This window comes from Paenibacillus sp. MY03, assembly GCF_002165585.1.
Classification (GTDB): domain Bacteria; phylum Bacillota; class Bacilli; order Paenibacillales; family Paenibacillaceae; genus Pristimantibacillus; species Pristimantibacillus agaridevorans.
Window position 1 is genome coordinate 1 of sequence record NZ_MXQD01000083.1, and the last position, 25,324, is coordinate 25,324.

The window sequence follows — 25,324 nt, forward strand, 5'->3', positions numbered from 1 at the left end:
GCCGCTAATCGTCGGCGTTGTGTCGTTCAGGCTGGCTCCGTCAGTCGGACCCGTCAACACCGGCGCGGCCGGGGCTGTCGTATCGTTTATGTCAAAAAATAATGTCCGCTCCCATGCGTGAGCACCGACCGTATCCTCGACGGTTACAATCAGATGATAAGTTCCCGCCGGATATTGGACTTCGTCAAAGGCAACCGCCCATTCTGCAAGCGGCTGACTCAGGCCACTGGCATTCAAGGTGTACTCCTTTTCCGCCACCATGGCATCTTGTGCATTATTAAGCGCCAACCGTATCTTAAGCGGTTCTCCGATACTTCCGTCACGGACCGTCACATTCACCGCCAGCTCGTTGCCCGGCGCACTCGTTCCATAATCCGACTCCAACTGGGCGACCCGTACCTCCGGCGCAAAACGATTCAAGTAAGGCAGGCTCTCTCCATCCCGTATCCCCCAGATTGCCGAATTCCAGCCGTCATAGGTGTTCCAGTCCAGCATGTCGGATTCGCTAACGGCTCCGTCATAATCCGTTCCTCCTCCGACCGCGGCCAATGGCGGAACCGTAGCTTTCCAGTAGGAACCATTCAAATGTATGGTTGGAGGAGGGCTTGTCCTGTTACCTATCAATCCCCCTGCTCTGCCGATGTCGGCAGTCACGTTCCCGCTTGCATAGCTGTTGGTTAACGTAACTGAATCAAATGCCTGTCCTATCAGGCCGCCCGCGCCGGGGTAAGACCATGGAACACCGCCGTCCAGCAATGTCACATTGCCGGTTGCATAGCTGTTAATCGCTTGCATACCTGTTGCCCAACCGACCAACCCCCCGGCCATTTCTCCGCTCGTAAGAACATCACCGGTTGCGTAACTTTGTTCGATTACAGCTCCGCCTCCAGCTATGCCGGTCAAGCCGCCTGCATGCCTGAACGAACCTTCGATCTCTACATGCGCCTCGCTATTCGACATCCCATTTCTCATCTGCCCAACAATCCCTCCGGCGGTGTATCCAATGCCACTAATCGTGCCGCTGACGTAGATGCCTTCGGTCTTCGCGTGATCCGCTATAACTCCCGATAAACCGCCTACTTGAGAGGTCGGGTCAGTAGCGGTAATATCCACATTCTCCAACCGCACGTTTTTTATCCTTACCGGTGTAGGGAAAACGGGAGTCTGACCATTCACTGACCCAAACAAACCGAGGTCCCCTGCCGAGGAGTTGATAGTCATGCCCTTTATTGTATGAAAATCGCCATCAAAAGTCCCTGTGAATTGGGCAGCCTGTCCCCCGATCGGCTCCCAGTTGCCAAACGCGGACAAATCAATATCCGCTCCCAGCTTGTAACTCGCGGTCAAGTTCTCCCGGACGCCATCCAGATCCTCTGCCGTCAGAATGATATAGGGATTAGCCTCGCTGCCATCCCCTCTTCCATCGTAATCATAGGCCGCTTTCACTTTCTGCGTCCATAGACCGTTAACCGGCATCGCGGCAAGCAGAAACACCAACAATAAAGCCAGCTGCTTTCTCATCCTATACTCTCTCCATTCCGCTTCTATTAAAGTAATCCTGACCAAGTATAACAGAGAGACTTAAAAGAAATCTGAAAGCTCGTCGCGATAGACTCGATTACGGGGGAACAACCCTGTCCCTGCCCGCGTCATTCTTAACGCACAACAAAAAGCACCTCCACGGCTTCATTGGCTAAACATCTTCCAATGATTTGCTATTAGAGGTGCTTGAAACCGATGAACAAATCTACTAAAGGTGATTCAAAAAAACCAAAACGTCCAGTCTCACTCACTGCTAACGGACATAAAGAGGCTGTCGATTCATTGTGAGTAACGGAGCTGAAACGTTCTGCTTTCGCTAACGGACCTCAGAGCCTCTGTTTGCAGCATTTTCGCGATATTGAAAATCTAACGGACTCAGATCACGCTATTTGGTGCATTTCCGCCCATTCTATGCGGTTTTGACGGAAGTAAGGTCGTCTGTGTCCGTTACAAGTTGAACAGGCCCCATTGTTGCGAAATAGCGACTGTGGTGTCCGTTACGATCAGCCTTTGCTTAACTGCGCTGCCGTCCACAATGAATCGACAGCCTCATAAAAGACGTTATTCTTCGATTTTTAGGTTTTCGAAAATCTAACGGACTTTCCACGACCTTATTGGCATCATCATAGCGCATATTGGCTCCATTATGATTCAATAGTGTCATTTCTGTCCGCTAGATTTTGTTTTAGGCTAAAATCGGCCAAATAGCGTCGCTGGTGTCTGTTAGATTTTTCAATCTTTTGTTCACAAGTCTGGCAGTTTTAGAACAGCTTCACCGCCGCCAACCACTCCCCGGCGATCAACCCGTGGCCGGCCGCCGTCGGGTGGACGCCGTCCCAGAGCCAATATGCCGCGTCTGTTCGCGATGCGGCGCGGTCGAACGCGGCTTGCAGCGGTACGTGCACGGTTTCGAATTCGCCGCTTAATTGCCGGACGACTTCGCGATACTCGCTCAGCTTGCGTGACCAGCCTTCCCAGTTGTCAGCCAATGTGCCTGCCTCCAGAATAAACGGCTCGCACAACACAAGCTTCGTATCCGGCAGTACCTCCCTCGTCTCCTCAAGCAAATGCCTGTATGCCCGCTCGAACCGATCGGTCGCTCCGCTCGGCAGTCCATTTACGATACGCGAGGCGTCGTTGACGCCGATCAGGATGCTGAGGACATCCGGCTTTAGACTAATGGCGTCCTCGTTCCACCTGGCATACAAGTCCGACACACGATTTCCGCTGACGCCGCGATTGATGAAACAAGGACGCGCTTCCGCATGTTGATGCCCCAGCTTGCCGGCAATCAGATACGGATAGCTGTGCCCCGTAATATGATTAAGATCCTCGTTGCGCCCGCGTCCTCCATCCGTGATGGAGTCGCCTTGAAACAATACCGTTAAGCTTTCTCCCATATCGCTTTACCCCTTACCGGCGTTAAAGTAATTGCTCTTCTTTACTTAACCCTTAAAGGCGCCGGTCGTCAAGCAAAAAGGCTGAGAAACGATTTCCGTTTCCCAGCCTTTTTTATTCGTCGGCCTTTTTCGGCTTGATAGCGAACAAAGCGACCAGACAGCAGACGATTCCGATCGCCGCGAACATGTAGAACAGCCATCTTTCCTGTTTCATCAGCGTTGACGCAACTAACGGGCCCCCGGCCACTCCGATGAATCTCGCGCTGCTGTATAGGGAAGTAATGGTGCCTCGCTCTTTCTTCTCGATACCCTCCGTAATTAACGCATCCAGACTGGGCAGCGACATGCCGATGCCCATTCCCCCGAGAAATAGCAGAACGATCAGCCAAACAAGAGTGTCCGAGCGATGAAGCCCGCAGACGATCATCGTGGCGGACAAAACCGCCAGTCCGATGACCGTGAACCACTTCATGACGTTTTTTTTCTTGCCGATGATCTTTCCCGCCGCAAACGAAGACGAACATATGGCGAATAACGGAATGGCAAGCACAAGTCCCTTCTGAATATTCTTGATGCTGTATTCGTCTTCCAGCGTGTTGGAGAGATAATAGAGGAACCCGAACATGATAAACATGGCCATGCATCCGATCAGGAAAATAGCGTAAAGCCAGGGCCCGTTTCTGGCTAACGTCTCTTTGAGGCCGCGAAGAAATTCGCGGAATCCCGGGGCTTCGCTTTCTTGCTGCTTCGGCGTTTTCACCAGGATGGCGACCGCCGCCATGGACAGGATCGACAGGAACGGAATGACGGCCAGCGGAAGATACCACACGACCATCGCCAGGGCGGACCCCAGCACGGGACTGACCACCTTGCCGAATGTATTGGACGTTTCGATAATGCCAAGCGAATTGCTTACCTCATCATCGCTTTTGAACATATCGCCTACAATCGGCAAGACGATCGGGAAAGCTCCTGCCGCTCCGATCCCCTGAACGAATCTCCCCGCCAGAATCGTCCAATAAGCGCCGGTACTGAGCAACCAGGCCCCTAGCCCGGAGATCGCGCCGCCGATGGCCGTTATGGACAAGCCGATCAGGATGATCTTCTTCCTGCCATGCTTATCGGATAAGTATCCCGCAATGGGAATACACAGGATTGAGATAGCGGCGTATACCGTAATAATAAGGCTTGTTTGTATGCCGGTAATGGCCATTTTTTTCTGCATGAGCGGCAGTACGGGTATCAGCATCGAATTAGCCAATGTCATAATCAAAGGGATGCTCGCCAGTGCAGCCAAATCCCATTTTTTCTTCTCCATCGCGCGTCTGGTCCCCATTCGATATAAGGCTTACACCTCAATAATGACGGGCAAAATCATCGGACGTCTGCGCGTTCGCTCCAAGATGAGGCTGCCGCAGCTTTTGCGGATGACATGCTTCAGCACCGACCACTTGCGATTCTCGCCCGCCAGCAGCTCCGAAACGTCCGCGGTTACTCTCTGATTCAACTCAGCCAGCAACGCCTCTGATTCCTTGACGTGCACGAACCCCCGTGTAATAATCTCCGGTCTGGATAACAAGGTACCCTCATCGCTGCTGAGCGTCACCACGACAATCAAAATGCCATCCTCCGCCAAATGTTTGCGGTCCCGCAGGACGACGTTTCCGACATCGCCGATGCCCAGACCATCGATCAGCGTATTGCCCGCGGCCACCTTGCGGTTCTGCTCCGCACCATGCCGGGTAACGTCCAGCACGTCGCCATTGCGCATAAGGAATATGTCATTGCCATCCATGCCTACGGATTGAGCCAGCTCCTTATGCCGGGCCAACATCCGATACTCTCCGTGGATGGGCACAAAATAGGCTGGCTTCATTAAAGTAAGCATCAGCTTAAGCTCTTCCTGACTCCCATGACCGGAAACATGCATCCCCGTCGATGATCCGGAGCCATGAATCACGTAGGCGCCTCGCAGATACAATTGATCCAGAACGGCGGCTACGCTGCGTTCGTTGCCTGGAATGGGCGATGACGCGAAGATGACCGTGTCCTCGGGCAGCAGATCCATTTGAGCGTAATTACCGTTGGCTAGGCGCGATAGTGCCGCCATGGGTTCCCCTTGACTTCCCGTGCACAAAATGGCAACCTTGTCCCTTGGGAGCTCGCTCGCATCCTTAACATCGATAAGCATGCCCTCGGGCATCGTCAAATAACCATAATCCAGAGCGACGTTCACGACGTTAACCATACTTCGTCCCATCAAAGCAAGCTTGCGCTCCGTACGGATCGCCGCGTCGACCACCTGCTGCAGGCGACTCACGTTTGAGGCGAACGTCGACAGGAATACGCGATGTCTGGCCTTCTGGAACGCCTCCAGGATCTTGTCTCCGACCAAGCTCTCGGAAGGCGTGAACCCCGGTCGCTCCGCATTCGTGCTCTCCGATAGAAGTACAAGAACTCCTTCTTGGCCAATTCGGGCCATTTTATGAATCTCGGGATATTGCCCATTCGCCGGAGACAGATCGAACTTGAAGTCCCCCGTATGGACGACCCGGCCGGCCGGCGTATCGAGCACAATGCCAAGGCAATCGGGGATGCTGTGGTTGGTTCGGAAGAAGCTTAGTTTCAACTTGCCTAGCGCTAGCACGGAAGCTGCCGTTATTTCGTGAAGTTCGGTTTTCTTCAGGCGATGCTCCTTCAACTTCAATTCGATCAGGCCAAGCGTGAGACGGGTCGCATACACCGGGACGCGAAGCTGCTTGAGAAAATATGGGACGCCGCCGATATGATCTTCATGTCCGTGCGTAATGACGAGGGCCCTTACTTTATCTTTGTTTTGCAGCAGGTAGCCGATATCCGGGGTTATCAAATCAATGCCGAGCAGGCTTTCATCCGGGAATTTCGAGCCACAGTCGATGACCACAAGATCGTCGCCGTATTCGACGACGTACATGTTTTTGCCGATTTCGAATACGCCCCCGAGCGCAAAGATCGAAAGACGGCCGTTCACGTTATTTTCAGCAGGGTTTGCTTCCATCGAGAACCTCCGGGTTTACATTAATGCGACTATTATGCGTCTTTCAGGCACTCGGTTATACACTCATCGCATAAAGAAAAGCCCTGCCGAGCTGCTTGCAGATAATATATCGTTGGCATTCAAAAAACGAGTGGCGCTTCATCGCGGTTATTTATTTCAATTGTTGATAAATCCGAGGTGAAGCAGTAACCGTTTGACAAGAACGGCAGCTTGCGCACGCGTCGCCGATTCATGGGGAGCAAATCGATGCTCCGAGATTCCGCTCATCAAGCCGGCATTGATCATCGTCTCGACCCCGGTCCGCGCCCAGACGCTGACCTCGGCACGATCATTGAACGGCGCCAGTCCCGTTGTCCCGCTCCTTTGTGTTGCTTCTGCAGGGCTTTGGCCGCTTCGCACAAACTTAAGGGCACGATCGGTCATTACGGCGATTTGCTCCCGGGTAACCGCCGCATGGGGTTCGAACCGGCTTTCCGAGACGCCATCGACCAAGCCGGCTTTGTAAGCGGCGTGAACGTATCCGTAGAACCAGTCCTGCTGCCGAAGGTCGGTAAATCGCGAGTTGGCGGGAACTGCCTCTTCCAGCCCGAGAGAACGGATAAGCAACGCGGCGAATTCCGCTCTGGTCAATCTGCCGTCAGGGGCAAATTGCTGCTCATTGCGGCCTTTTACGACCAGCTTGGATGCCATCAACTCGATGTCCCCCTTCGCCCAATGCCCCGCGGTATCCGCAAAATGAGCTTTCTTCTCCACCACGGTATAAATGCTGTTGCCCGGACGCATCAGCTTTGCCATGAATAGGCCGTCCCGCCTCTCGAACACGGTAGGGACGAAGTAGCTCTCTCCGGTCAGGGGATCCAGGCGAACGCCTGATAGTTCAGCTGGATTGACCGCGCCGTCAACCGGAATCATCCTCGCGACATAGATGTTCCCGAAATCATTTAATTCCTCTTTGACGTCACCGGAGTGCGCGGCAACCGTGAATTCGACCGGGACGGATAACGGCCGCAAGCCGGCATCATTAAATGTTTGGTTGATGCGGGCCGCGTCGCGACCCTCAAGCCGATGGATAGAGATGGAGATATACATCGACTTTTCCCCGTCTCCAATCTGCCTTGCCGCAATGTCCGACCAGTCGATGGCCGCCAGCGGCAATTTATAGCTAATATCGCCGGATTGAATGAGCACATCGGCTCCCTGGATCGACGCTGCGGCGGCAGCCAAAACGCCGGCCGGCAGTTCGACCCTCACGTGGGATTCCTCCTGCGGGCTCTGAATGATAATCGAGCGCTTGTCGACCGCATACTCTTTTAAACGTTCGAACGCATCCGCAACCTGATCTGCTTCAAAGACGAACCTGGTCACTCGCGATCCGTCCGATGCCGTTTCTGTCGTCGCCGAAGCGGCAGAAGGATTCAGCCTTATCCCTTCAGGGTCGGCTGGAACAACGGGTCGAGGGACGATCACACCTTCCGTCTCCCGAATAATATCCGCTTCCACCAGCTTCCAGCTGTAGTAATAGCTTGGATTTTTCGATGAAGCGAGCCCCTTCGTGAATTCATAATAACTTTCGCGATCGAGCATGTCCCCATCGTTAATAGCCGCGTTAAAACCAAATACGTAGCCGGTTTCAAGAACCATCGGCGTCAATTCGGACTTCGGTATCCGAATGGTATACAACGTCAGCTTCCGCCCTTCGTCCCTAGTGATGTTGGACCAATCTCCGGGCCTCGGTCCCGCCGTTTTCCCTCCGGCCGCGCTGAATGCGAACGTTTCCTCCAGCGTGCCGGTCAGCGCAAAGGCATATTCGTACATATCGGCATTGTATGTCGTCGTTTTTTGATTTTTAGTATCAAAGGCAAGCTGCACGCTGTCTCCGTTCCAAATAGAAGCGCCGTGCATGTTGTTGCTCATGTAGTCGTCGTATACCTTTGCCATCACGTAAAAGGCGTCATCATCCCACAATGCATACATTTTGGCGCTCGCATTGCCGTTTTGCCATTGCGCTTCCGAAGCCGGGTTCTCGGGTTGATTCAGGTACAAGGGGTATGCATCCTGCCATGCCTGCAATCCGGGGTCCCTATCTTCGATGTCGACCGGCTGGCTCGCCTTCGCGGTTACGATGAAGGAAAGCAACGATTCTTTGCTTACCAACGCTTCTCCATCCTCATCTCGGATAGACATGCGAAAGGCATACTCGTTGAAAGGCTTGCGCGCGAACTGTTCGACAGGGAAAGAAACCACTTGCTCCTCACCCGCCGCCAGCGTTACTTGGATGCTTTCCGTTTGCAGCCTCCAGCCCTCCGGAGCCTCTAGGGCAACAACCCCCGTTACGGGCGAGGCAAACAGGTTGGTGACCTTTACATCGATCGTTTCCAGCCCGGATAGCGTACTGGCCGATGGAAGCAGCTCGAGATCGAATTTGCTTTTGACCGTTGCGGGAAGCAATTGCGTCTGAAGCACCTGACCGTTCTGCACAATTTCGATTTTGAACGTATAGGAGCCAGCCTTCAAATCTAAAGTATCCTCGAGCCCCAGCGTCAATTCCTTCCGTTCTCCGCCGGCAAGCACCAGCTCCCGCTCTTCTCCCAGGCTCTTGCCGTTTCCGTCGACTATGCGGATCTGACCCGCTATGGGAGCCGAATCGCTGCTTACGGTAACCTTGAATTCGGCTTGATCCCCTTCGTGCATGGTGACGGAGGAAGGGGCGACATGGATGAACAAGTCCGTACGGTTTACGGCTTCGAACGCGGCCAGCTTCTCCGACCATTGCAACAACAGCGTGGAGGCCTTGTCCCAAGCGATTGCCGGGCCGACTCGCCCGCCGGCCTTGTAGGAGACCGCCAGCCCGTTCCGCTTTTTGGCGTGCCGGAGCACTTCCTCGGCAAACGGCAACGAACCGCCGCCGCTCAGACGGACCTTATCCTGAATTTGCGCCGACACGTCGCTTAAATCCGCAATGGATGCAAGTTCCGCAGGCATCGCTTGCGAATCGGCGCTTGCCGACAGCAATCTCTCCCAGGCTTCGCCTGCGCGGTAGAGTTCATACAGGATGGACATCACGGACTCATTGTTCAGTGTCCCTGATCCCATCTGTTCGATCAGGAGGTTTCCCTGACGATAATGCTCTGTTAACAGGCTTGCAACGACAGTGGATGAAGGCATGGCCGACTGGCCGTTTAGTTGCTCGGCGTACAATTTCAGCTCTGCAATAGCCGGACGAATATCGGCAACCGCCGGAGCTCCGAGCTCCGCTTCCGCCGCGGCAAGCCAGTTCTCGTAATCCTTCGCCAACCGGGAGGAGACTGCTTTAAGCAGCCATTCGTCGCTCAAGCCTTCCACATAAACCGGATTTTCTCCGACGGATATGTTGGATTGCGCGCCCGCCGGGTTGCCGTCCATATCCGTCACTTTTACGGTTTCGCCGCCGAAGTCGTATGTTTTCTCCCCATCGTTCGACCACATCAGCAGGATCGGCTTTCCATCCCGCAAATAAGCGTACGCTTTCAGGTCCGCGCCGAGATCCATCTCCCCTATGAACTGCGCGGCCGCAAGCGTTCTGTTGAATTGATTCAAAGCGATCAAGGATCGTTTCGCCGAATAATCGGCATGCGTTATCCCGTAATTATGCTCATTGGACAACGGATCTTCGCCATCGTTGCGCCAATCGTAAATCGAACTGACCTTCAGGCCGCGATCCGCGCTGATGGCGTAATGCTTGATGAGGTAACGCGCCTGAAGCTCCTCGCTTACGCCCTGGATGTTATTGGCCGTATGCCAGTTTACCTCTGTGACGTATAAATCCTTCCACGCGCCAAAAGGCTTGAGCGTATCCGCATAATTTTGCAGCTTCGACTCGTATTGGGTATCGGGATCATTAGGCCAGCTGTACGGATGAAACGAGATGGCGTCAATATACGGGAATACGCCATTCTCCAGCATATCGTTCAGATACGTGTATCCCTGCTGATTGGCTACCGATCCGGCAATGATGACCGCATCCGGATTTCCTAGACGAATGGCCTCGGCGACTCTCTTGACCATCGCGGCGTAATCCGTTGCGTTCGGCTCCGGCATCCAGAAGCCTTTCAGGTTAGGCTCGTTCCAAATTTCAAAGGTATCGACTTTTCCTTTGTAATGCCGCGCCGTTTCATAGGCGTAATTGGCGATGCCATCCAGCTCTTTCATCGATCTGGGACCGTATTTATAGGAGTTCGTCACTCCGTCCAGTCCGCTGTAGTAGGTTAAGTTGCCATTGATCACTCCGATAATTTGAATGCCTCTGTCCGACAATTCATTCACCCAGCCGTCATGCCGCTCAAAATCGAGAACGCCGGGCGTTTTCTCCACTTTATTCCACTGCAGCTCGTCGCGCACTGTCCGAAATCCGGCTCTATCCATAAGCCCGGCTTCATTCAAGCCGGTCCGGTTTTCCAATGCAAAGTGGGTGGATATGCCGGCAATCGATTCGCTGTCGCCAAACTGCGGTTGATAAGTCGGCATAACCGAGAAGGCTTGCTCCAATACTTTGACGCTTCGCTGCCCTTCTTTGATTTCTACCCGCAGCTGATGAAGGCCGTTCTTCAAGCCCGGAAGAGGGATGTTCGACAGGTTTTCTCCGCCGGGAGCTGCTATTACCTCGACCGGCTCAAACATTTGAGGATCGGTAGGCACGGATGGAAACACCGTATATGTCTTTTCCGTGGATGCGTTATGATGGATGGAGAGACCGATTTGCACTTCCTCCGGGTCGAAAATATAACCCAGCTGTTGAAATGTCAATTGGACGGATTCAGAGTACGCGGCGATCTCGACATCATCCACATACAGCGAACCGGCCGTTCCGCCCTCCAATCGGACAAACAGCTTCAAAAATGCGGCGCGGCTGTCCACCAAACCAAGCGATGCGTCGATTCGGCTCCAGTCCATCGTCTCCGTATCCGTAACGTAGATGGATTTCACATCGCCGATCGGAGCGCCATAACCATCCAGCTCGACAACCTCGATATGCCCGGCGTTTGCCTTCGAAAGCCCGCCCGTCTTGATCCATGCGGTCAATTCGGCCGGTTCGCTTGGATCAACCCTAACAATCGTCGACATATATGCTTCGGCTGCCCCGCCTTCGATTCGCGCTGACTGCGCGCCGGTATGGGGCAGCGACGTGTCGATGGAAACCGCGGCGCTGCGGTCGAGCCACAGCCCTTGTTCGAACCCGCCGTTTCCGGCAAGCTCGCCAGGCACCAGCATCTTTACTTGATCCAGGTAAAGGCTTCCGCCCGCTGCGCCCGCATTCAACCTTTCTTTGGGGATGACAATCGAAAGCTTCTCGATCGCGCCCAAAGCCCCGTCATTCGCCACGGCTGCTTCATGCCAAATACCGTCGGCATCAAGCTCTACCGTATATCGTTCCGTTCGGCCCAACGTGTCCGATAATTCCAGGAAGACGCCGTTCATATCGACGGTTCGGAATGAAATCCGCAGCTCATTGATATGGATTGGCATCGGCAGCGTTCTGTCCAATCGGACCTCGGCGCCTCCGTCCGAGAAATCGGCGTCCCATCTGGCAGCGTAGGCCCCTTCGAAAGGCGAACTGCCGTCTTGAACGAGCGCCGCTTGCAGCGCACTTGCCGTCCAACCGTCGATCCCTCGCTCGAAATCGCTTACAATAATGGATTGAGGCAATTGATATCCGATTTTAACCAATTCCTCGTCCGAATATTGAGCCGTTCCCCATCCTTGCAGTTGTCCGGGGACGTACCGGCTTAGAATGGTTTGTTTGACTTGCTCGCCCATCGTGTCCGCGCGGAGCTTCACTTTTGCAAAAAAATCCGCATTAAGAAAAAACACCGGTTTGACAAAGGCATTGGCATAGCTTGCAGCCAACTCATGCGTTTGGCCAAGCGCTGCATCATCCGTCCTGACGCGGAGCATCAGGCTTGCGGAGGTGGCCGATAGTCCCCTTGCAGTTCGCAGCCACCAGCCTTCGGACGAGCTTCCGACTCCGTCGCGAACGCCAAACTTGGAGGCATACTGAATGTATTCCGTCTGGGACAAAAGGGCAATTCCGGCCGTCGTCGTATAATCAGCGGGGCAAATGCTGTCCGAGCGGCAGCCTTCCGTTTCCCAGACATGGTTTCTGTCGATAAACTCGACAATGCCCGCTGGAAGGCTTCTTCCGCCGTTGCCATTCTGCATGAAATCATGGTTCAACCAATAGGCGATATTATTGGGGTCGTCCACATCGAATTTCGTTGTACGGTCCGGGTCGAACGCTCTTGCTCCGTACGCCTCCTTCGTCATGATAAAAAAGGCCGAATCGTCGTCCTGCCGGTTGTCCAACAAAATAAAGGTTCCATCTGCCCCTTCGACTTGAAAGGTGTTTTCCTGCGGCGTTGAGATCTGCCATCCGGCCGGCGGCGTTCCTAGCCGGTTAACCGCGGCCAAAGCTCCGGTAACGTTCAACCCGAACAGAATCGCTACTAGCAGCAGCGCAGAAATTGTTTTTTTCTTCAAGGCTTGTCGCTCCTTTTTTTGTTAACGATTCGCTAACGAATAATTTCCACCATGCGGATGTATTCTACGCTGCCGTCATAATTATTGCCGATACGAAGATCCGCGGAGTAATTCTGCAGATTCGAGAAATTCGCATTCGTAACGGCAAACTGCGCGGTTTTCCAGGTATTGGTGCCCGTCTTTGCGATGTACACATTTTGATAATTGCTTCCTGTCGAATTGTATTGAATCCGGATTGAATCCGTGCCTTCATCAAAATATTGAACGCCTATCGTCAGATTCGTGTTACCTGCTCGAGCAAATGCATCGGAAACGCGGAAGTAAGCGTATTTGGTATTGCCGCCGATCCTGCGCGCGGTTAGCCCCCCGACGGTTTCCACTGTTGTGTAGCTTTCCATTGCCGGGTCGGTCGATAAGACTTGCTCCATCAGCTTTTGCTTGTTTTCCGTCTGAAGAATCGCTCTGGCGGCATTGTCTTCCTTGCGGACCGTCACGCTTTTTACCGTTAAGTCGCCCAGCTCGGCCCAGATGCGGAAATCGGAGCCTGCATTTTGCGAGTTGGAGAACTTGGCGTCGGTCAGCGCGAAGCTTTGCGTGATCCATGTTTGACTGTTTGACTTAGTGACCGTACCTGCGTTCTTGTACGCATTGCTCTGCGCATCATAATGAAGCCGCCACCTGCCCGTTCCGTCATCCAGATAAGTGACGTCTATATAAACAAGCGGATCCAGGCCTTCATTCGTTTGATAAAGCCAATTGTCGTTTATTTTAAAATACATGTATTGGTCTTCGGTTACCTTCATATTGCCGCTAACCGGCGTAATGCCGCTGTCATGAGGACTGTCGTTTACATAAAGGGTTAACGCGTTCTCTGTCTGATCGCCAAAAAAAGATTGTGCCCCATTGGCGGCCTGATAATAGTAAAGCGCTTTCAACGGATTGAGGCCAGCATCGGCCAGTCCGAAATTTTCCTCTACCGCGCCGGTTGTACCCGTTCGCCGGTAGTTGTACCAGAATATCCGTTTAATATTGCTGAATTGCTTATGCAGTAAATACGTTTCGTCGACAAAATTGGCTTTCGGGCTTTCCTTGTCTCCGCTGTTCCGATAGCCGGTCTCGGTAACCCAGATGTCTTTGCCGGAAAGACCGTGTTTGTTTAATACATCCATCATGCCGTTATACTTGGCGATCAGATTGGCCGACGAGCCATAGGCATGGTAATTGACGACATCCATATAATCTCCCGCCCCGTTTGCCAGCAGCGAGTCGAAAAACGTATTTAACCCGTAGGAGTCCTGGGTCCCATCGTTCAAGGCAAGGCCTGCCATCAACACGCGATTACCGGGATCCACATTCTTCAGCTGAATATAGGCTTTCTCCAGCAGCGTTTTGTAATCGGCAACCGAATCCTTCCAGAATCCCCAATGATCCGGCTCGTTCCATACCTCCCAATCCGTCACCTTTCCCTGATAGCGGGTTGCGATAAACTGCACGTAGTCCTCCCAATCGGACCAATTGGCCGGTTTATACCGGGTACGGTCGGGGAAAGGAGCCGTCGGATTGGAGGAAGCCCATGAAGGAGTGAATCCTAATATAAACAAAATCTTGATGTCCTTGGCATGTAACTGGTCGACGATGTCATCAAGCCTGTCGAGAAAGGTTGAATTATACACCCCCTTAGCCGTTTCGATCGCGTTCCAGTCCGGAGAAATGCGAATCCACTTGGTCTGCGTCGCTTCTATTTGATCGATTAAGTCCGAATAATCGGTATACCGGTGCGGATGCTCTACAATACCGAAATAATCGCTGTCGACTGCAGCAACCGGCTGAACCGCGGAGAACGCGAGAATCAGACTCAGGAACAGAATCCATACCCATTTCTTTGCTTGCATGTACAGTCCTCCCGTCAACGTTATTTTTGAAACTTCCAGCTATGTGGTGGAAATTCCGCTTCAGCTCTGGCCTTAGGGCCAGAGCCTGATGCGGTTCGGGGCGTCTTCAATGGTCGCTCCAAACTTATTTGTTCTTGTACGCCTCGTTCATCTCCGCGGTCGCTTTTTGCAGCTGCGGGTCTGTTTTGAGCTTGTCTACGAATTCGTCCCAAGCGGAAAGCGGCTCTTTGTTCATAATGATTTGGACTTTTAAATCCTGGATTTTCTTCTCCAGATCCGGGCCGATAACCATATAGGTTTCGGAAATCAAACCGTGGGAAGGATTCGATACGCTGACCTTCTCCCTCTCGTCGATCACTTCCTTGTTGCGGTCGTACAGATCCTTGGGAATCCCGGCAAGGAAAGCGTTGCTGTATTTGTTATAAGTGGAAAACAGGTTGGCCAGGTTGTTCAGGATGGGACTAATGTTATCGGTTTTCGCCTGCTCCGTGGCCATGATATAGCTGTCGTCTCCATCTAAAACCTTGTAGTGAACGTCCTTCAGACCGTAGCTCGCCAAGTCTCCGACCTCCGGCGTCAGCCCTTTGTCCAGAACCGCCAAAATCTTCTTCATCTTCTCTTCCGGAACCTTCTTCGGAATCGCGTAAGAGCCGAAGTAACCGATGTCCTTCTGCGCGTATTTTCCCAGCGGCCCGGTTATGTACGGCACCGGATAAATATCCCCCTCGGGTTCGATCTTCCGGAGCGCTTCCGTAAACAGCCATTGCGGCTTGATCGAGGAGCCGAGCATGCCCGCTTTATTGCCCATGAATGCATCGCGGGCCTGGGAATTCTTCATCACGGCGAAGTCCGCCGGAATGACCTTCTCTTCATAGGCTTTCTTCATAAACTCCAACGCGCTTTTGATTCCCGGGTCGAAGACGGCCGGCGAAAGCTCGCCGTCCTTAAGCAGGAATCCCGTAGTGGAAGGACTGCGGGTAAAGGCTTGCTCGATCCATGCATACGAACCCATGGTGTTAGGAGATACATCCCCTGCTATGCCGTAAGTATCCGCTTTGCCGTTGCCGTCCGGATCCTTCTCCGTAAACGCTTTGGCTGCCTCGTAAAACTCGTCGATTGTCTCCGGCACCGGCAAACCGAGCTTGTCCAGCCAATCCTTCCGGAGCAGCGGCATCGAACCGCCGCCTTCCAGCGGACGCGGACGGGGCACGACGTAATTTTTGCCTTGAATCTTGGAGTTGTCCCAGATCGTCTGAGGCAGCGCGGACAAATTCGGAAAATCCTTAATATAGGGAGTCAAATCCCAGAACGCTCCATCGAACGCCGCTTGTACGAATAAGGAATCAAACACGTTCTCAATATACATCATTTCGGGAATATCTCCGGAGGAGATCGTGATTTTGGTCTTCTCCGCCAGTGTATTGACCGGCACCCAAGTAATGTTCAAATCCGTATTCGTCCGTTTCTCCAGTTCCTTTAGCAGCGGATTGTCTTTGGCTACAGCCTCGGCGGCATTTTGTCTGGCGAATACGATAATCGGCAGCGGACCCTCCTGTTCGACAGGCTTGGTGGTATTGGAGACATCATTCGTCTCTTCGTTTCCGCCGCAAGCGGCAAGCAGAACGCTGCCCGCCAGAATGACCGAAGTTAATGCGATTAACTGTTGTTTACCTTTCAATAGAAACGCCTCCCCTTGTTTATTGCCATCTTTGTATACCGTTTCTCATCTTGTGCTACACTGCCATCGCTTATCCTTTAATCGAGCCGACCATCACCCCCTTGGCGAAGTGCTTCTGCAGCAAAGGATAAACTAATAGAATCGGCAAGGTCGCGATAATAACCGCGGCCATCTTCAGCGTTTCCGTCGGTATTTGGATTTCCGAATTCAGCTGATTCACAATCTCGCCGGACGCCGTGCTGGACGATTCGATAAGCAGCATCTTAAGCACGACCTGAAGAGGCTGCAGCTCCGGCTTGTTAATATACAGAACCGCCGAGAAGAACGTATTCCAATATCCGACGGCGAAAAACAAGCCGAAGGCGGCCATTGCCGGCAGGGACAAGGGCAGAATGATTCTGGCAAATACGCCAAAATCGCTGGCCCCGTCCATTTTCCCGGCCTCCTCCAATTCGTCGGGCATGCTCTCGAAAAAGCCCTTAAGTAAAATCATATACCAGCCGCTGGACAATACGGGCAAAATCAATGCCCAGATGTTATTCACCAAGCCTAACGAACGGACGACCAGGTAGTTAGGAATAATGCCGGGATGGAACAAGGTCGTCATCAGAATGAGAATTAAAAAGACTCGCCGTCCGAAAAGCCTCTTCCTCGAGAAAGCATACGCTGCGGCCGCCGTAATCAACAGGCTGAGCGCCGTTCCGACCGTTGCCAGAAAGGCGCTGATCAGCGTGGCATCCGTGAATACACTGTTCGAGAGCAAGTATCTGTAGGAGCTTAGCGTCCAATGCTCGGGCCAGAGTACGAACCCTTTCTCCAGAAATTCAATGGGCGATGTAAACGATGCGACGAATACATAGTAGAACGGGAAAAGCATGATCAGCGATACCGCCACCAGCACAATGACGACAAGCGCATCAAACCATCTATCTTCTTTATATCTCACGGGAATCTCCCTCCTTTTAGTAAATGCCGTCGTCTCCGATTTTTTTGGCCAAATAGTTGGACCCGACGACCAGGATCAGTCCGACGACGGACTTGAACAAGCCGATTGCGGTGCTATAGCTGAATTGCCCCTGCTCGATCCCGCTCCGGTAGACGTACGTATCGAATACGTCCGCCACATCGGCAACGGCGCCATTCATCATCAGATAAACCTGTTCGAAGCCGACGTCCATCATATGGCCGATTCTCAGAATCAGCAGGATGACGATGACATTGCGGATGGCCGGAAGCGTTACGTGCCACATCTGGCGGAGTCTGCCTGCACCGTCCATCCTCGACGCTTCATATAGCTGGGGATCGACTGATGCGATCGCCGCCAGAAAAATGACCGTTCCCCAGCCCGCTTCCTTCCAAATGGATTGCAGCGTCAGCATCAGCCAGAAAAAATCCGGATTGGTCAAAAATTCGACGCGGGAAAACCCGAAAGCTTCGAGCATCTTGTTGACCAGTCCCTCCGAATATCCCAGCATCAGGAACGTCAAACCCGCGATAATAACCCAGGATAAAAAATGAGGCAAATAGATGATCGATTGCACGGATTTCTTGAACCATTCAACCCGCACCTCGTTCAACATCAGTGACAGGATGATCGGAAGCGGAAAGAACAGCGTTAAGCTAAGCACGTTAATCGCAAGCGTATTGCGCAGCAGTATCCAAAAATCGTTATGGGAAAAGAACCGTTTGAAATGATCCAGTCCCACCCATTCGCTTTCCATAAACCCGAGAAACGGCGAATATTTTTGGAACGCGATCAGGACTCCCCACATGGGGACGTATTTGAATAACAGAAAAAATAATATCGCAGGTAGAGCAAGCAGATACAGCTGCTTGTCCCTGCTCAGGGAGCGCCAAACGTTGGAAGCCCGGCGTTTCTTATCTAGAGAGGAAGAACTCTCCTCCAACTCCATTACTCCTGCGTCTGCGTTTCTCATGGACCTCACCAGCCTTTAGCATCTTAATTGACGTTATGCCCGAATCATATCCCGAACGGATTATCACGCCTACTGGATATTTGCAAAAAGCGGTGTGGACATCCATGAATACGCCTTTTTTCAACAAAGTGCAATAGCGATTTTATAGGGTTCGGCTTATAATTGATCTACTAGATCGACCGAAATTACAGATCCGGGGGTACATCTATGTGGAAAAGCTCCTTTTTCCGTAAAAGCCTGCTATTGATCATTGCCCTCACTACGCTGCCCACTGCCCTGGCGGGACTGTTCATCCATGCATTCGGCACGTTTCATATCGAGCGGGAGCTGAACCGTTCGCATCAAACGGCCATGAACAGCGTCATCGAACGGATCGACGGCCAATTAAACCATCTGGAGATGGTCGCTATGCTGTGGGCGTATAACAGCTCCTTCAGCTCGCCGCTTCAGCAGCTCGATATCTATCAGGATCCTAAGATGGTTCAGGAGTTATATAAAAGCCTTACCATTATCAAATCCTCCGACCCGCTTATCGAGGAAGCCTATGTATTTCTGGAAAAGGACGACGCCGTAATCTCCGACACATTCGGCATCGAACGGCCGGCGGAGACGACATTGGCCGCTTACCGGCAGCTGCTTCACACGCCATACAATATATTCTGGAGCGATTCGCTGCCTCCCGGCAATCTGAAGAACGCCTCCCCCTATTCACTCGTTGTTCGTCTTGCGAAAGGAACGGTGAAGTCGAATATCGTCATGGTGTTCCGGATCAAAGCCGATCTGCTGCACAAAATCATTGCGGATGCCGAGCCTGATGCCCGCGGCGCTACTCTCCTGCTTAAGGAAGACGCGCAGATTATCTCTGCCGGCAGAAACCCGGCAGACAAGCCCAGTCCTGTCGACCTCGGCATCCGGGATATGATCAGGAATTCGAATACTCCCCACGATTCGTTCGTTACCACGGAGAACGGGAAGCGGTATTCCGTCTCTTACAGAGAAATTAAGCGCATTCAAGAAAGATGGATCGTCGCTACCGCAACACCGCTGGCCAACGTTACCAAGCCGGTCATCCTTATTTCACGATATATTCTGGGTATCAGTTTAGCCATGCTTCTGATCGGATTATGGTTATCCTGGATGGCCTCCAGAAGGATGTATACACCGATCCAGCAGCTGGTTCACGTATTCTCGTCAGACAAAAAATCCGATGATACGGTCAATGAATTCGAACTCATCGTGGACCAGTGGACGCATGTCCTGCTGGAAAGAAAAAAACTGCAGCAGCGGCTGCAGTCCCAGTTGCCTACGCTCAGAGAAGGCTTCATTCTTCAGCTTGCCCAAGGGCATCTGTATGCTCTCAAGAACGAGGAAATCGTAGAAAGACTGGAAAAGTACGGATGTCAGGCTAGGGATAAAAAATGGCTGCTGCTGGTCATCGGACTGCACGGCTTGGCCGCCGTCGGCTCCAAGTTCTCTCAAGAGGACGAGCAGTTGGCCACCTTTGCAGCCGCTAACATTGCCAAGGAGTTCATGCAAGGCTGGCCCGAAGGAATCGATGTGATCAATTTCCAAAATCTGAATGTCGGCATTCTTCTTCCGGCACGGGCCGCTCAATCCGTGCACGAGCAGAAGGCCGAATTGTTCCGGATGGCCGAGGAGCTGGCGGCGACCATGCATCATTTCCTTCGCGTCAAAGTCACGATCGGAATCAGCAAGGTCGTCCAGACCGCTGGGGAAATTCCCGATGCGATGGAAGAAACGCTTCAGGCTTTAAAGCACAGGCAGGCGCATGAAGTGCTTCAGGTGCTTGACATCGAGGAGCTGCTGCCTCATGGCAGCCACGAAACGCCGTATCCGTTCGAAGAGGAAAAGCACCTTATTCATGCACTTCGCATGGGAGTCGCCAAAGAAGAAGCGGACCAATTAATGGACGTCTTTCTCGAACGTCTGCAAGAGCGGGCGGCTACCGAGCTTCAGATCCGCCAAGGGCTGTACCAGTTGTTCGGAAGCATCCAGCAAGCCATTGCCCATTCCGGCTTCAACCTCCTCCAGTTGTATGGCGGGCTCATGAATGAGCAGCTGGTCGCCTTGCGCGAGCCTGCCGCTATTATGGAATGGCTGAAGAAGGATGTGGTCCCGCCTTTCTTGGCCGAGCTGGCGCAAACGCAGAAGCTTTACTTAAAGGAGCTCGTGGATTCCGTTCTGAATACGATTCACCGGGATTATATGAAGGATCTATCATTGGATAGCTGCGCGGATCTGCACGGCACCTATCCTCGCAAACTGAGCGTCGGTTTCAAACAGGTTACCGGATTTACGTTCATCGACTACTTGACCAACTACCGCCTGGACAAGGCAAAGGACCTTCTCTTGACTACGAACGTGAAAATCAATGATGTCGCCGAGCAGGTCGGTTACCAGCCGGCTTACTTTCATCGCATTTTCAAGAAGCATACCGGCGTCACTCCGGGCCAATACCGGGAGCAAGCCTGAACCAACCCATCTTACCTACTCCAGCAGCCGTAACCGGCTCTGCACCTGCCCCTCCTTCGCCTCGCGATAGGTGCTTGGGGACATGCCGATGATTTTATGAAACACCTTGCCAAAATAACTGACATTGCTGAAGCCGCAACGTGTGGCAATCCCGGTAATCGACAGGTCGGATGTCCTCAGCAGTTCGGCCGCCTGCTCCAACCGCCGATTACGGACATAGTCCATGGGAGTGACGCCAAAAAAGTGGGGAAACCTATTGCACAAATGATATTTGCTCACTCCCGCAACCTCCGCCAGTTGGTCCAAGGTCAGGTCGCGATGATAGTTCGTATGGATATAAGCAGCCACCTCTCTGTACGTCTGAGGCAGCTCGCTTCCCTTATAGGGGCCTCTGCTGTGCAAGCTGCGCTGGAAGGCAACCAGAAACTCGTAGATTCGCAGGGACAGGTCATATCGATCTCCCAGCTGCTTGGCCGCCGAATCTCTATGCAATGTCCATAGCAATTGAAGGGGCAATGCGTCAGCTCCTAGCTCAACGACGGGGCCTCCCAGTCTCATCAGCTCCTTCGACAACCAATCCTCCCCGATCGGCTCGAATCGGATCCATACCACTTCCCAGCTGTCCGCCAACGTGGAATCGAAGTAATATTCGTGGTCGCTAGGAATGCTCACGATAAAGGCATGCCCCTTTGGAACCGAATAGATTTCCTTCCCCACCCGCAGCCTGCCTCCCCCTTGCAAAGAGTACTGGAAGACCATCCCCTTGCCCCCGCGTTTTAGTCCATTCCAGCGATAAGCCTCGCTAGACACTGTCTCGTGACCGATGGAGAAAAGCTTAAACAGAAAACTGCTGTCATCCTCAGCATAATGGAATCCATACGAATTTAGCACAATATATTACCACCTTATTAAAAATTTTTACTATTTAATCATGCAATAATTGAATCTATAATAAATTATTATACAAATATTATACTACTCGGGAGTGAACTTATCGATGTCGAATATGTGGGGCTGGGAAGATTGTTATGTCCGCATCGAGGGCGCCGTGTTACGGATCGGTAACAGCCTGATGGAACGCAGCTGGTCCTTTCATCAAGGCAAGCCTGTCAGCCTGTCCATACGTGATAAACAGAACAACAGAGAGTGGCTTAAAGCCGAGCCCCAGGCGGCCGCCTTCGAATTCCCGTGGCTCCCTGCTTCCGCAAAGCCCGAAGCCGTCTTTATCACATCCTTCGTCGATGATGATTATGGGGTGGCCAAAAAACAGTTGCGTGCGGATGTTGATATGCAATTCGAAGGCTTCGATCGAATCGTTCGCTTCACCGTTAGGGTCTATCCATTCGGAACGTTCATACGAACGGGGTATGCATTGCTCCCGAAGGGCTACACGTCGGATCAAGACGGTATCTCGATTCTGGTTGCACCAGCGGATTCAACCGGGACAGCGTCCTCGCCCGCTGCGTTCCAGTTGGACGACAACAACAAACAGAAGGCCGTAATCGACAACGATTATTGCGAGCGTCTGGAGCTTCAGGATGTCCACTGCAGTTGGGAGACAGTCAGCTTCCGCGACCAAACCGACACGAACAATAATTTGGTGGGCAAGGATTCCGGTCTATTATTTCGTAATGAAAAACGAAGCTTACGCGGGAATATCCTTCTGCTCCAGGGCAGCCTTCATCGCGGCGGACTTGTGCTGATCAAGGAAGGCGCTACGCCGCAAGGACATTTGCAGGATCGGGGGATGGATTTTCAATTCCAGGGACTGGCTCTGTCGGTCATCGGTTCCGGCATTGGTGCCGATGACCTCTTGCAGCAGGAAGAGATTACGGCATATGGGACTACGGTTGGCGTGTATGACGGCGATGTTTACAGCGGCTATAAGCTCATTGACGAGTATCATCGAAGCCTTCGGGTTCATAAACCAGACCGGGACAGCTTCATTATGAGCAATACATGGGGAGACCGTTCCAAGGATGGGCGTGTGTCGGAGGAATTCTTGCTGGCCGAGCTGCAAGCAGCAGCCGGGCTTGGGATTGATATTGTGCAAATCGACGACGGCTGGCAGAAAGGCGTTACGAGCAACTCCGTCAACGCGCAGGCTGTCGGCGGCAGATGGAGCGACTATTATAGTGGAGGCGGCGACTTCTGGAGTGTTCATCCGGAGCGGTTCCCTCGAGGGCTGACGCCGATTGCTCGGCTTGCCCGAGAGCAGAACGTCAAGTTGGGCTTATGGTATTCGCCAGACTCCGCGAACGATTACGCGAACTGGGAGAAGGATATCGAGACGCTGGTTAAGCTGCATCGGGAATACGATATTTGCGCCTTCAAGCTGGACGGCATCCATATTGGCTCGAAGGTCGGTGAAGCGCGTTTACTGCGTATCCTGAGACAAGTGATCCAAGCGACCGGGGGGCAGGTAGACTTCAACCTGGATACGACCTCTCAGAAGCGATTCGGGTATTTGGGGAATACGCAGTACGGGAATATCTTCCTGGAAAACCGTTACACCGATTGGAGGAACTATTATCCGCATTGGAGTTTACGCAATATATGGATGCTTGCGCCTTATGTATCCGCTACGAAGCTACAGATGGAGTTTTTAAATGTTAACCGCAATAAGGAGCAATATTCTGATGATCCGCTGGCACCTTCAGCCTGCGGCCAGATATACTCCTTTGCCGTTACCGCCTTCGCAAACCCGCTGGCCTGGATGGAGTTGACGGCGCTGGACGTTGATCAAACCGCTGCCTTGGCAGCAGTCATTCGAGCTTTGAAGCCCCACCATAAGCAAATCCTGGCGGGCCATGTTCTTCCTATCGGCGAAGAGCCTAAAGGAACGAACTGGACGGGCCTGCAAAGCATCACAGGGAGTAACAGCGGATATATACTGGTTTTCAGGGAGTTGAATCCGTCATCGGAATATCCAATGAAGCTGTGGGGAATCAAGGCAAGCGAAAGATCCTCAGGAGCTCCGGCGCTTAAGGTAACCGAGCTGCTGCGCATGGATGAGAAGGATACGTTGGCAACGGATCGAAGTGAAGCTCCCTTTCTCCTCGAACTGAATGATCAAGACGAAGTTGTCTTCTCGCGGCCGGCGCCGTTCACGTTCGCGATTTATCGGTATGAGATATAGAAGCTTAGTCGCAAATAAGCAAAGAGCACGCGACAGGAAGCTGTCTGTGCTCTTCCGAATGGACTCGCGGCCCTTCCTTCTCTTCGATTGCTATATTACATACTAAGGTTGATTGTCGTCCGCCGGATTTATAATCGCAAGCACCTGGTGATCCTCCCACTTCCCGTTAACCAATAAGTTGCTTCGCGCAATCCCTTCCTTATGGAAGCCGGCCTTCTCAAGCACCCGGATTGACCCGGGATTGTTAGGCGAAACCTCGCCTACGATCCGATGGAACTTCAGTTCTTCAAAAGCATACTTCACGACCAGCTTTACTGCGTCCGTCATATAGCCTTTGCCGTTATTAGCCTGGTCCAGACTATAGCCGATCATGCAGCTTTGAAGCGGTCCTCGCGCTACGAAGGATAACGTTATGCTTCCAATAATTCGATCATCATCCTTATGGCAAATCACGAAAGAATATCGCCGATCTTCCATCCTGTCGGTCTTGCTCTTTATGACCAACTGAAGCTGATGCTCCTCTGTATAAAAAGCTTCGGGGGTACTTGGGGAAAACTGTTCGAAGAACGTCCGGTTGCGCTTATTCATTTCGGCTAGTTCCGCAGCGTCCGCTTCTTCCGGGAAACGAACGTAAATTCGCTGCTCCGACATCTGCACCATCCTTTCTAATAAACAAGTCTCTGGATCAACAAGCTTGGAAACTTTATCAATTCCTGCGTGATCAAAAAACAAGCGCGTTATCCAAAATTGGATAACGCGCTTGTTGCTGGTATCGGGATGACACGATTTGAACATGCGACCCCCTGGTCCCAAACCAGGTGCTCTACCAAGCTGAGCTACATCCCGTAAAAATGGCGCGGCCTAAGAGATTCGAACTCCTGACCTTTTGATTCGTAGTCAAACGCTCTATCCAGCTGAGCTAAGGCCGTAAATATAAAAATGGAGCGGAAGACGGGAATCGAACCCGCGACCCTCGCCTTGGCAAGGCGATGCTCTACCGCTGAGCCACTTCCGCAAATCATGGTGCGGTCAAGAGGACTCGAACCTCCACGTCATTGCTGACACTAGAACCTGAATCTAGCGCGTCTGCCAATTCCGCCATGACCGCATATGGATTTGTATGGTGCGGTTGAGAGGACTCGAACCTCCACGGGCGTACGCCCACTACCCCCTCAAGATAGCGTGTCTGCCATTCCACCACAACCGCGTATAAAACTGGTGAGCCATGAAGGACTCGAACCTTCGACACCCTGATTAAAAGTCAGGTGCTCTACCAACTGAGCTAATGGCTCTTAATTAAATGGCTGGGGATCTAGGGATCGAACCTAGGAATGACGGAGTCAAAGTCCGTTGCCTTACCGCTTGGCTAATCCCCAACACTGGGTATTGCACTGCATTTGTTCATATGGGGCGATCGATGGGACTTGAACCCACGAATGCCGGAGCCACAGACCGGTGCGTTAACCCCTTCGCCACGACCGCCATATGTGGTGCCGCCGAGAGGACTTGAACCCCCAACCTACTGATTACAAGTCAGTTGCTCTACCAGTTGAGCTACAGCGGCATATTCATGTTATATGGTGGCTCGGGACGGAATCGAACCGCCGACACGAGGATTTTCAGTCCTCTGCTCTACCGACTGAGCTACCGAGCCAAGATGAGTGGCGGAGCTGACGGGATTCGAACCCGCGGT

The 25,324-nt window shown here is 52.6% G+C and carries 13 protein-coding genes and 9 tRNA genes; 2 read left to right on the forward strand and 20 right to left on the reverse strand.

The annotated features are described in order from the left end of the window. The 9 genes from B1748_RS35105 to B1748_RS35145 form a co-directional block, all read right to left on the reverse strand. On the reverse strand, positions 1 to 1,521 hold a 1,521-nt coding region (locus B1748_RS35105), incomplete at its 3' end, for a GLUG motif-containing protein (protein ID WP_373271322.1). Between the two features lie 782 nt (positions 1,522 to 2,303). After that, complete coding sequence (locus B1748_RS35110; protein ID WP_087572632.1) at positions 2,304 to 2,942, reverse strand: SGNH/GDSL hydrolase family protein; 639 nt, start codon at positions 2,940 to 2,942, stop codon at positions 2,304 to 2,306. A 112-nt stretch (positions 2,943 to 3,054) separates the two neighbouring features. Further along, entirely contained in the window at positions 3,055 to 4,260 is a 1,206-nt protein-coding gene (locus B1748_RS35115; protein WP_179215989.1) for an MFS transporter, read from the reverse strand. 30 nt (positions 4,261 to 4,290) lie between these two features. Beyond that, a complete protein-coding gene (locus B1748_RS35120; protein WP_087572633.1) occupies positions 4,291 to 5,979 on the reverse strand; it encodes a ribonuclease J in 1,689 nt (562 codons plus the stop codon). Between the two features lie 156 nt (positions 5,980 to 6,135). Continuing rightward, positions 6,136 to 12,492: an S-layer homology domain-containing protein gene (locus tag B1748_RS35125; protein WP_087572634.1), complete on the reverse strand. Its 6,357-nt coding sequence runs from the start codon at positions 12,490 to 12,492 to the stop codon at positions 6,136 to 6,138. 32 nt (positions 12,493 to 12,524) lie between these two features. Beyond that, entirely contained in the window at positions 12,525 to 14,384 is a 1,860-nt protein-coding gene (locus B1748_RS35130) for a GH39 family glycosyl hydrolase (protein WP_087572635.1), read from the reverse strand. Positions 14,385 to 14,508: 124 nt separating this feature from the next. Further along, positions 14,509 to 16,062 carry an extracellular solute-binding protein gene (locus B1748_RS35135; RefSeq protein WP_087572636.1) on the reverse strand — a complete coding sequence of 518 codons (1,554 nt, stop codon included), beginning with the start codon at positions 16,060 to 16,062 and terminating at the stop codon, positions 14,509 to 14,511. A gap of 70 nt (positions 16,063 to 16,132) precedes the next feature. Further along, positions 16,133 to 17,008, reverse strand: coding sequence for a carbohydrate ABC transporter permease (locus B1748_RS35140; protein ID WP_246608461.1), 876 nt, complete (start codon positions 17,006 to 17,008; stop codon positions 16,133 to 16,135). Positions 17,009 to 17,024: 16 nt separating this feature from the next. Further along, the gene (locus B1748_RS35145; protein ID WP_373271323.1) at positions 17,025 to 17,975 is read right to left on the reverse strand and encodes an ABC transporter permease; all 951 of its coding nucleotides are present in this window, start codon (positions 17,973 to 17,975) and stop codon (positions 17,025 to 17,027) included. 231 nt (positions 17,976 to 18,206) lie between these two features. Between B1748_RS35145 and B1748_RS35150 the strand changes: the two genes are divergently transcribed. Continuing rightward, positions 18,207 to 20,492, forward strand: coding sequence for a helix-turn-helix domain-containing protein (locus tag B1748_RS35150; RefSeq protein WP_087572638.1), 2,286 nt, complete (start codon positions 18,207 to 18,209; stop codon positions 20,490 to 20,492). A 15-nt stretch (positions 20,493 to 20,507) separates the two neighbouring features. Here B1748_RS35150 and B1748_RS35155 read toward each other — a convergent pair whose 3' ends face one another. Further along, positions 20,508 to 21,383 carry an AraC family transcriptional regulator gene (locus tag B1748_RS35155; RefSeq protein ID WP_087572639.1) on the reverse strand — a complete coding sequence of 292 codons (876 nt, stop codon included), beginning with the start codon at positions 21,381 to 21,383 and terminating at the stop codon, positions 20,508 to 20,510. A 106-nt stretch (positions 21,384 to 21,489) separates the two neighbouring features. On the opposite strand from B1748_RS35155, the gene B1748_RS35160 reads away from it, so the two are divergent. Further along, a complete protein-coding gene (locus B1748_RS35160; protein WP_087572640.1) occupies positions 21,490 to 23,631 on the forward strand; it encodes an alpha-galactosidase in 2,142 nt (713 codons plus the stop codon). 102 nt (positions 23,632 to 23,733) lie between these two features. Here the strand turns inward: B1748_RS35160 and B1748_RS35165 are convergent, their stop codons facing one another. From B1748_RS35165 to B1748_RS35215, 10 genes are all read right to left on the reverse strand, one after another. After that, positions 23,734 to 24,282: a GNAT family N-acetyltransferase gene (locus tag B1748_RS35165; protein WP_179215990.1), complete on the reverse strand. Its 549-nt coding sequence runs from the start codon at positions 24,280 to 24,282 to the stop codon at positions 23,734 to 23,736. 121 nt (positions 24,283 to 24,403) lie between these two features. Beyond that, a tRNA-Pro gene (locus tag B1748_RS35170) sits at positions 24,404 to 24,477 on the reverse strand. 94 nt (positions 24,478 to 24,571) lie between these two features. After that, a tRNA-Gly gene (locus B1748_RS35180) sits at positions 24,572 to 24,646 on the reverse strand. A gap of 6 nt (positions 24,647 to 24,652) precedes the next feature. Then, a tRNA-Leu gene (locus B1748_RS35185) sits at positions 24,653 to 24,739 on the reverse strand. 13 nt (positions 24,740 to 24,752) lie between these two features. Continuing rightward, a tRNA-Leu gene (locus B1748_RS35190) sits at positions 24,753 to 24,838 on the reverse strand. Between the two features lie 9 nt (positions 24,839 to 24,847). Then, positions 24,848 to 24,923: transfer RNA gene (locus B1748_RS35195), tRNA-Lys, on the reverse strand. A gap of 9 nt (positions 24,924 to 24,932) precedes the next feature. Next, positions 24,933 to 25,007: transfer RNA gene (locus B1748_RS35200), tRNA-Gln, on the reverse strand. Between the two features lie 30 nt (positions 25,008 to 25,037). Further along, a tRNA-His gene (locus B1748_RS35205) sits at positions 25,038 to 25,113 on the reverse strand. A gap of 6 nt (positions 25,114 to 25,119) precedes the next feature. Further along, positions 25,120 to 25,195 (reverse strand) — tRNA-Thr (locus B1748_RS35210). Positions 25,196 to 25,209: 14 nt separating this feature from the next. After that, positions 25,210 to 25,285 (reverse strand) — tRNA-Phe (locus B1748_RS35215). Positions 25,286 to 25,324 lie beyond the last annotated feature (39 nt).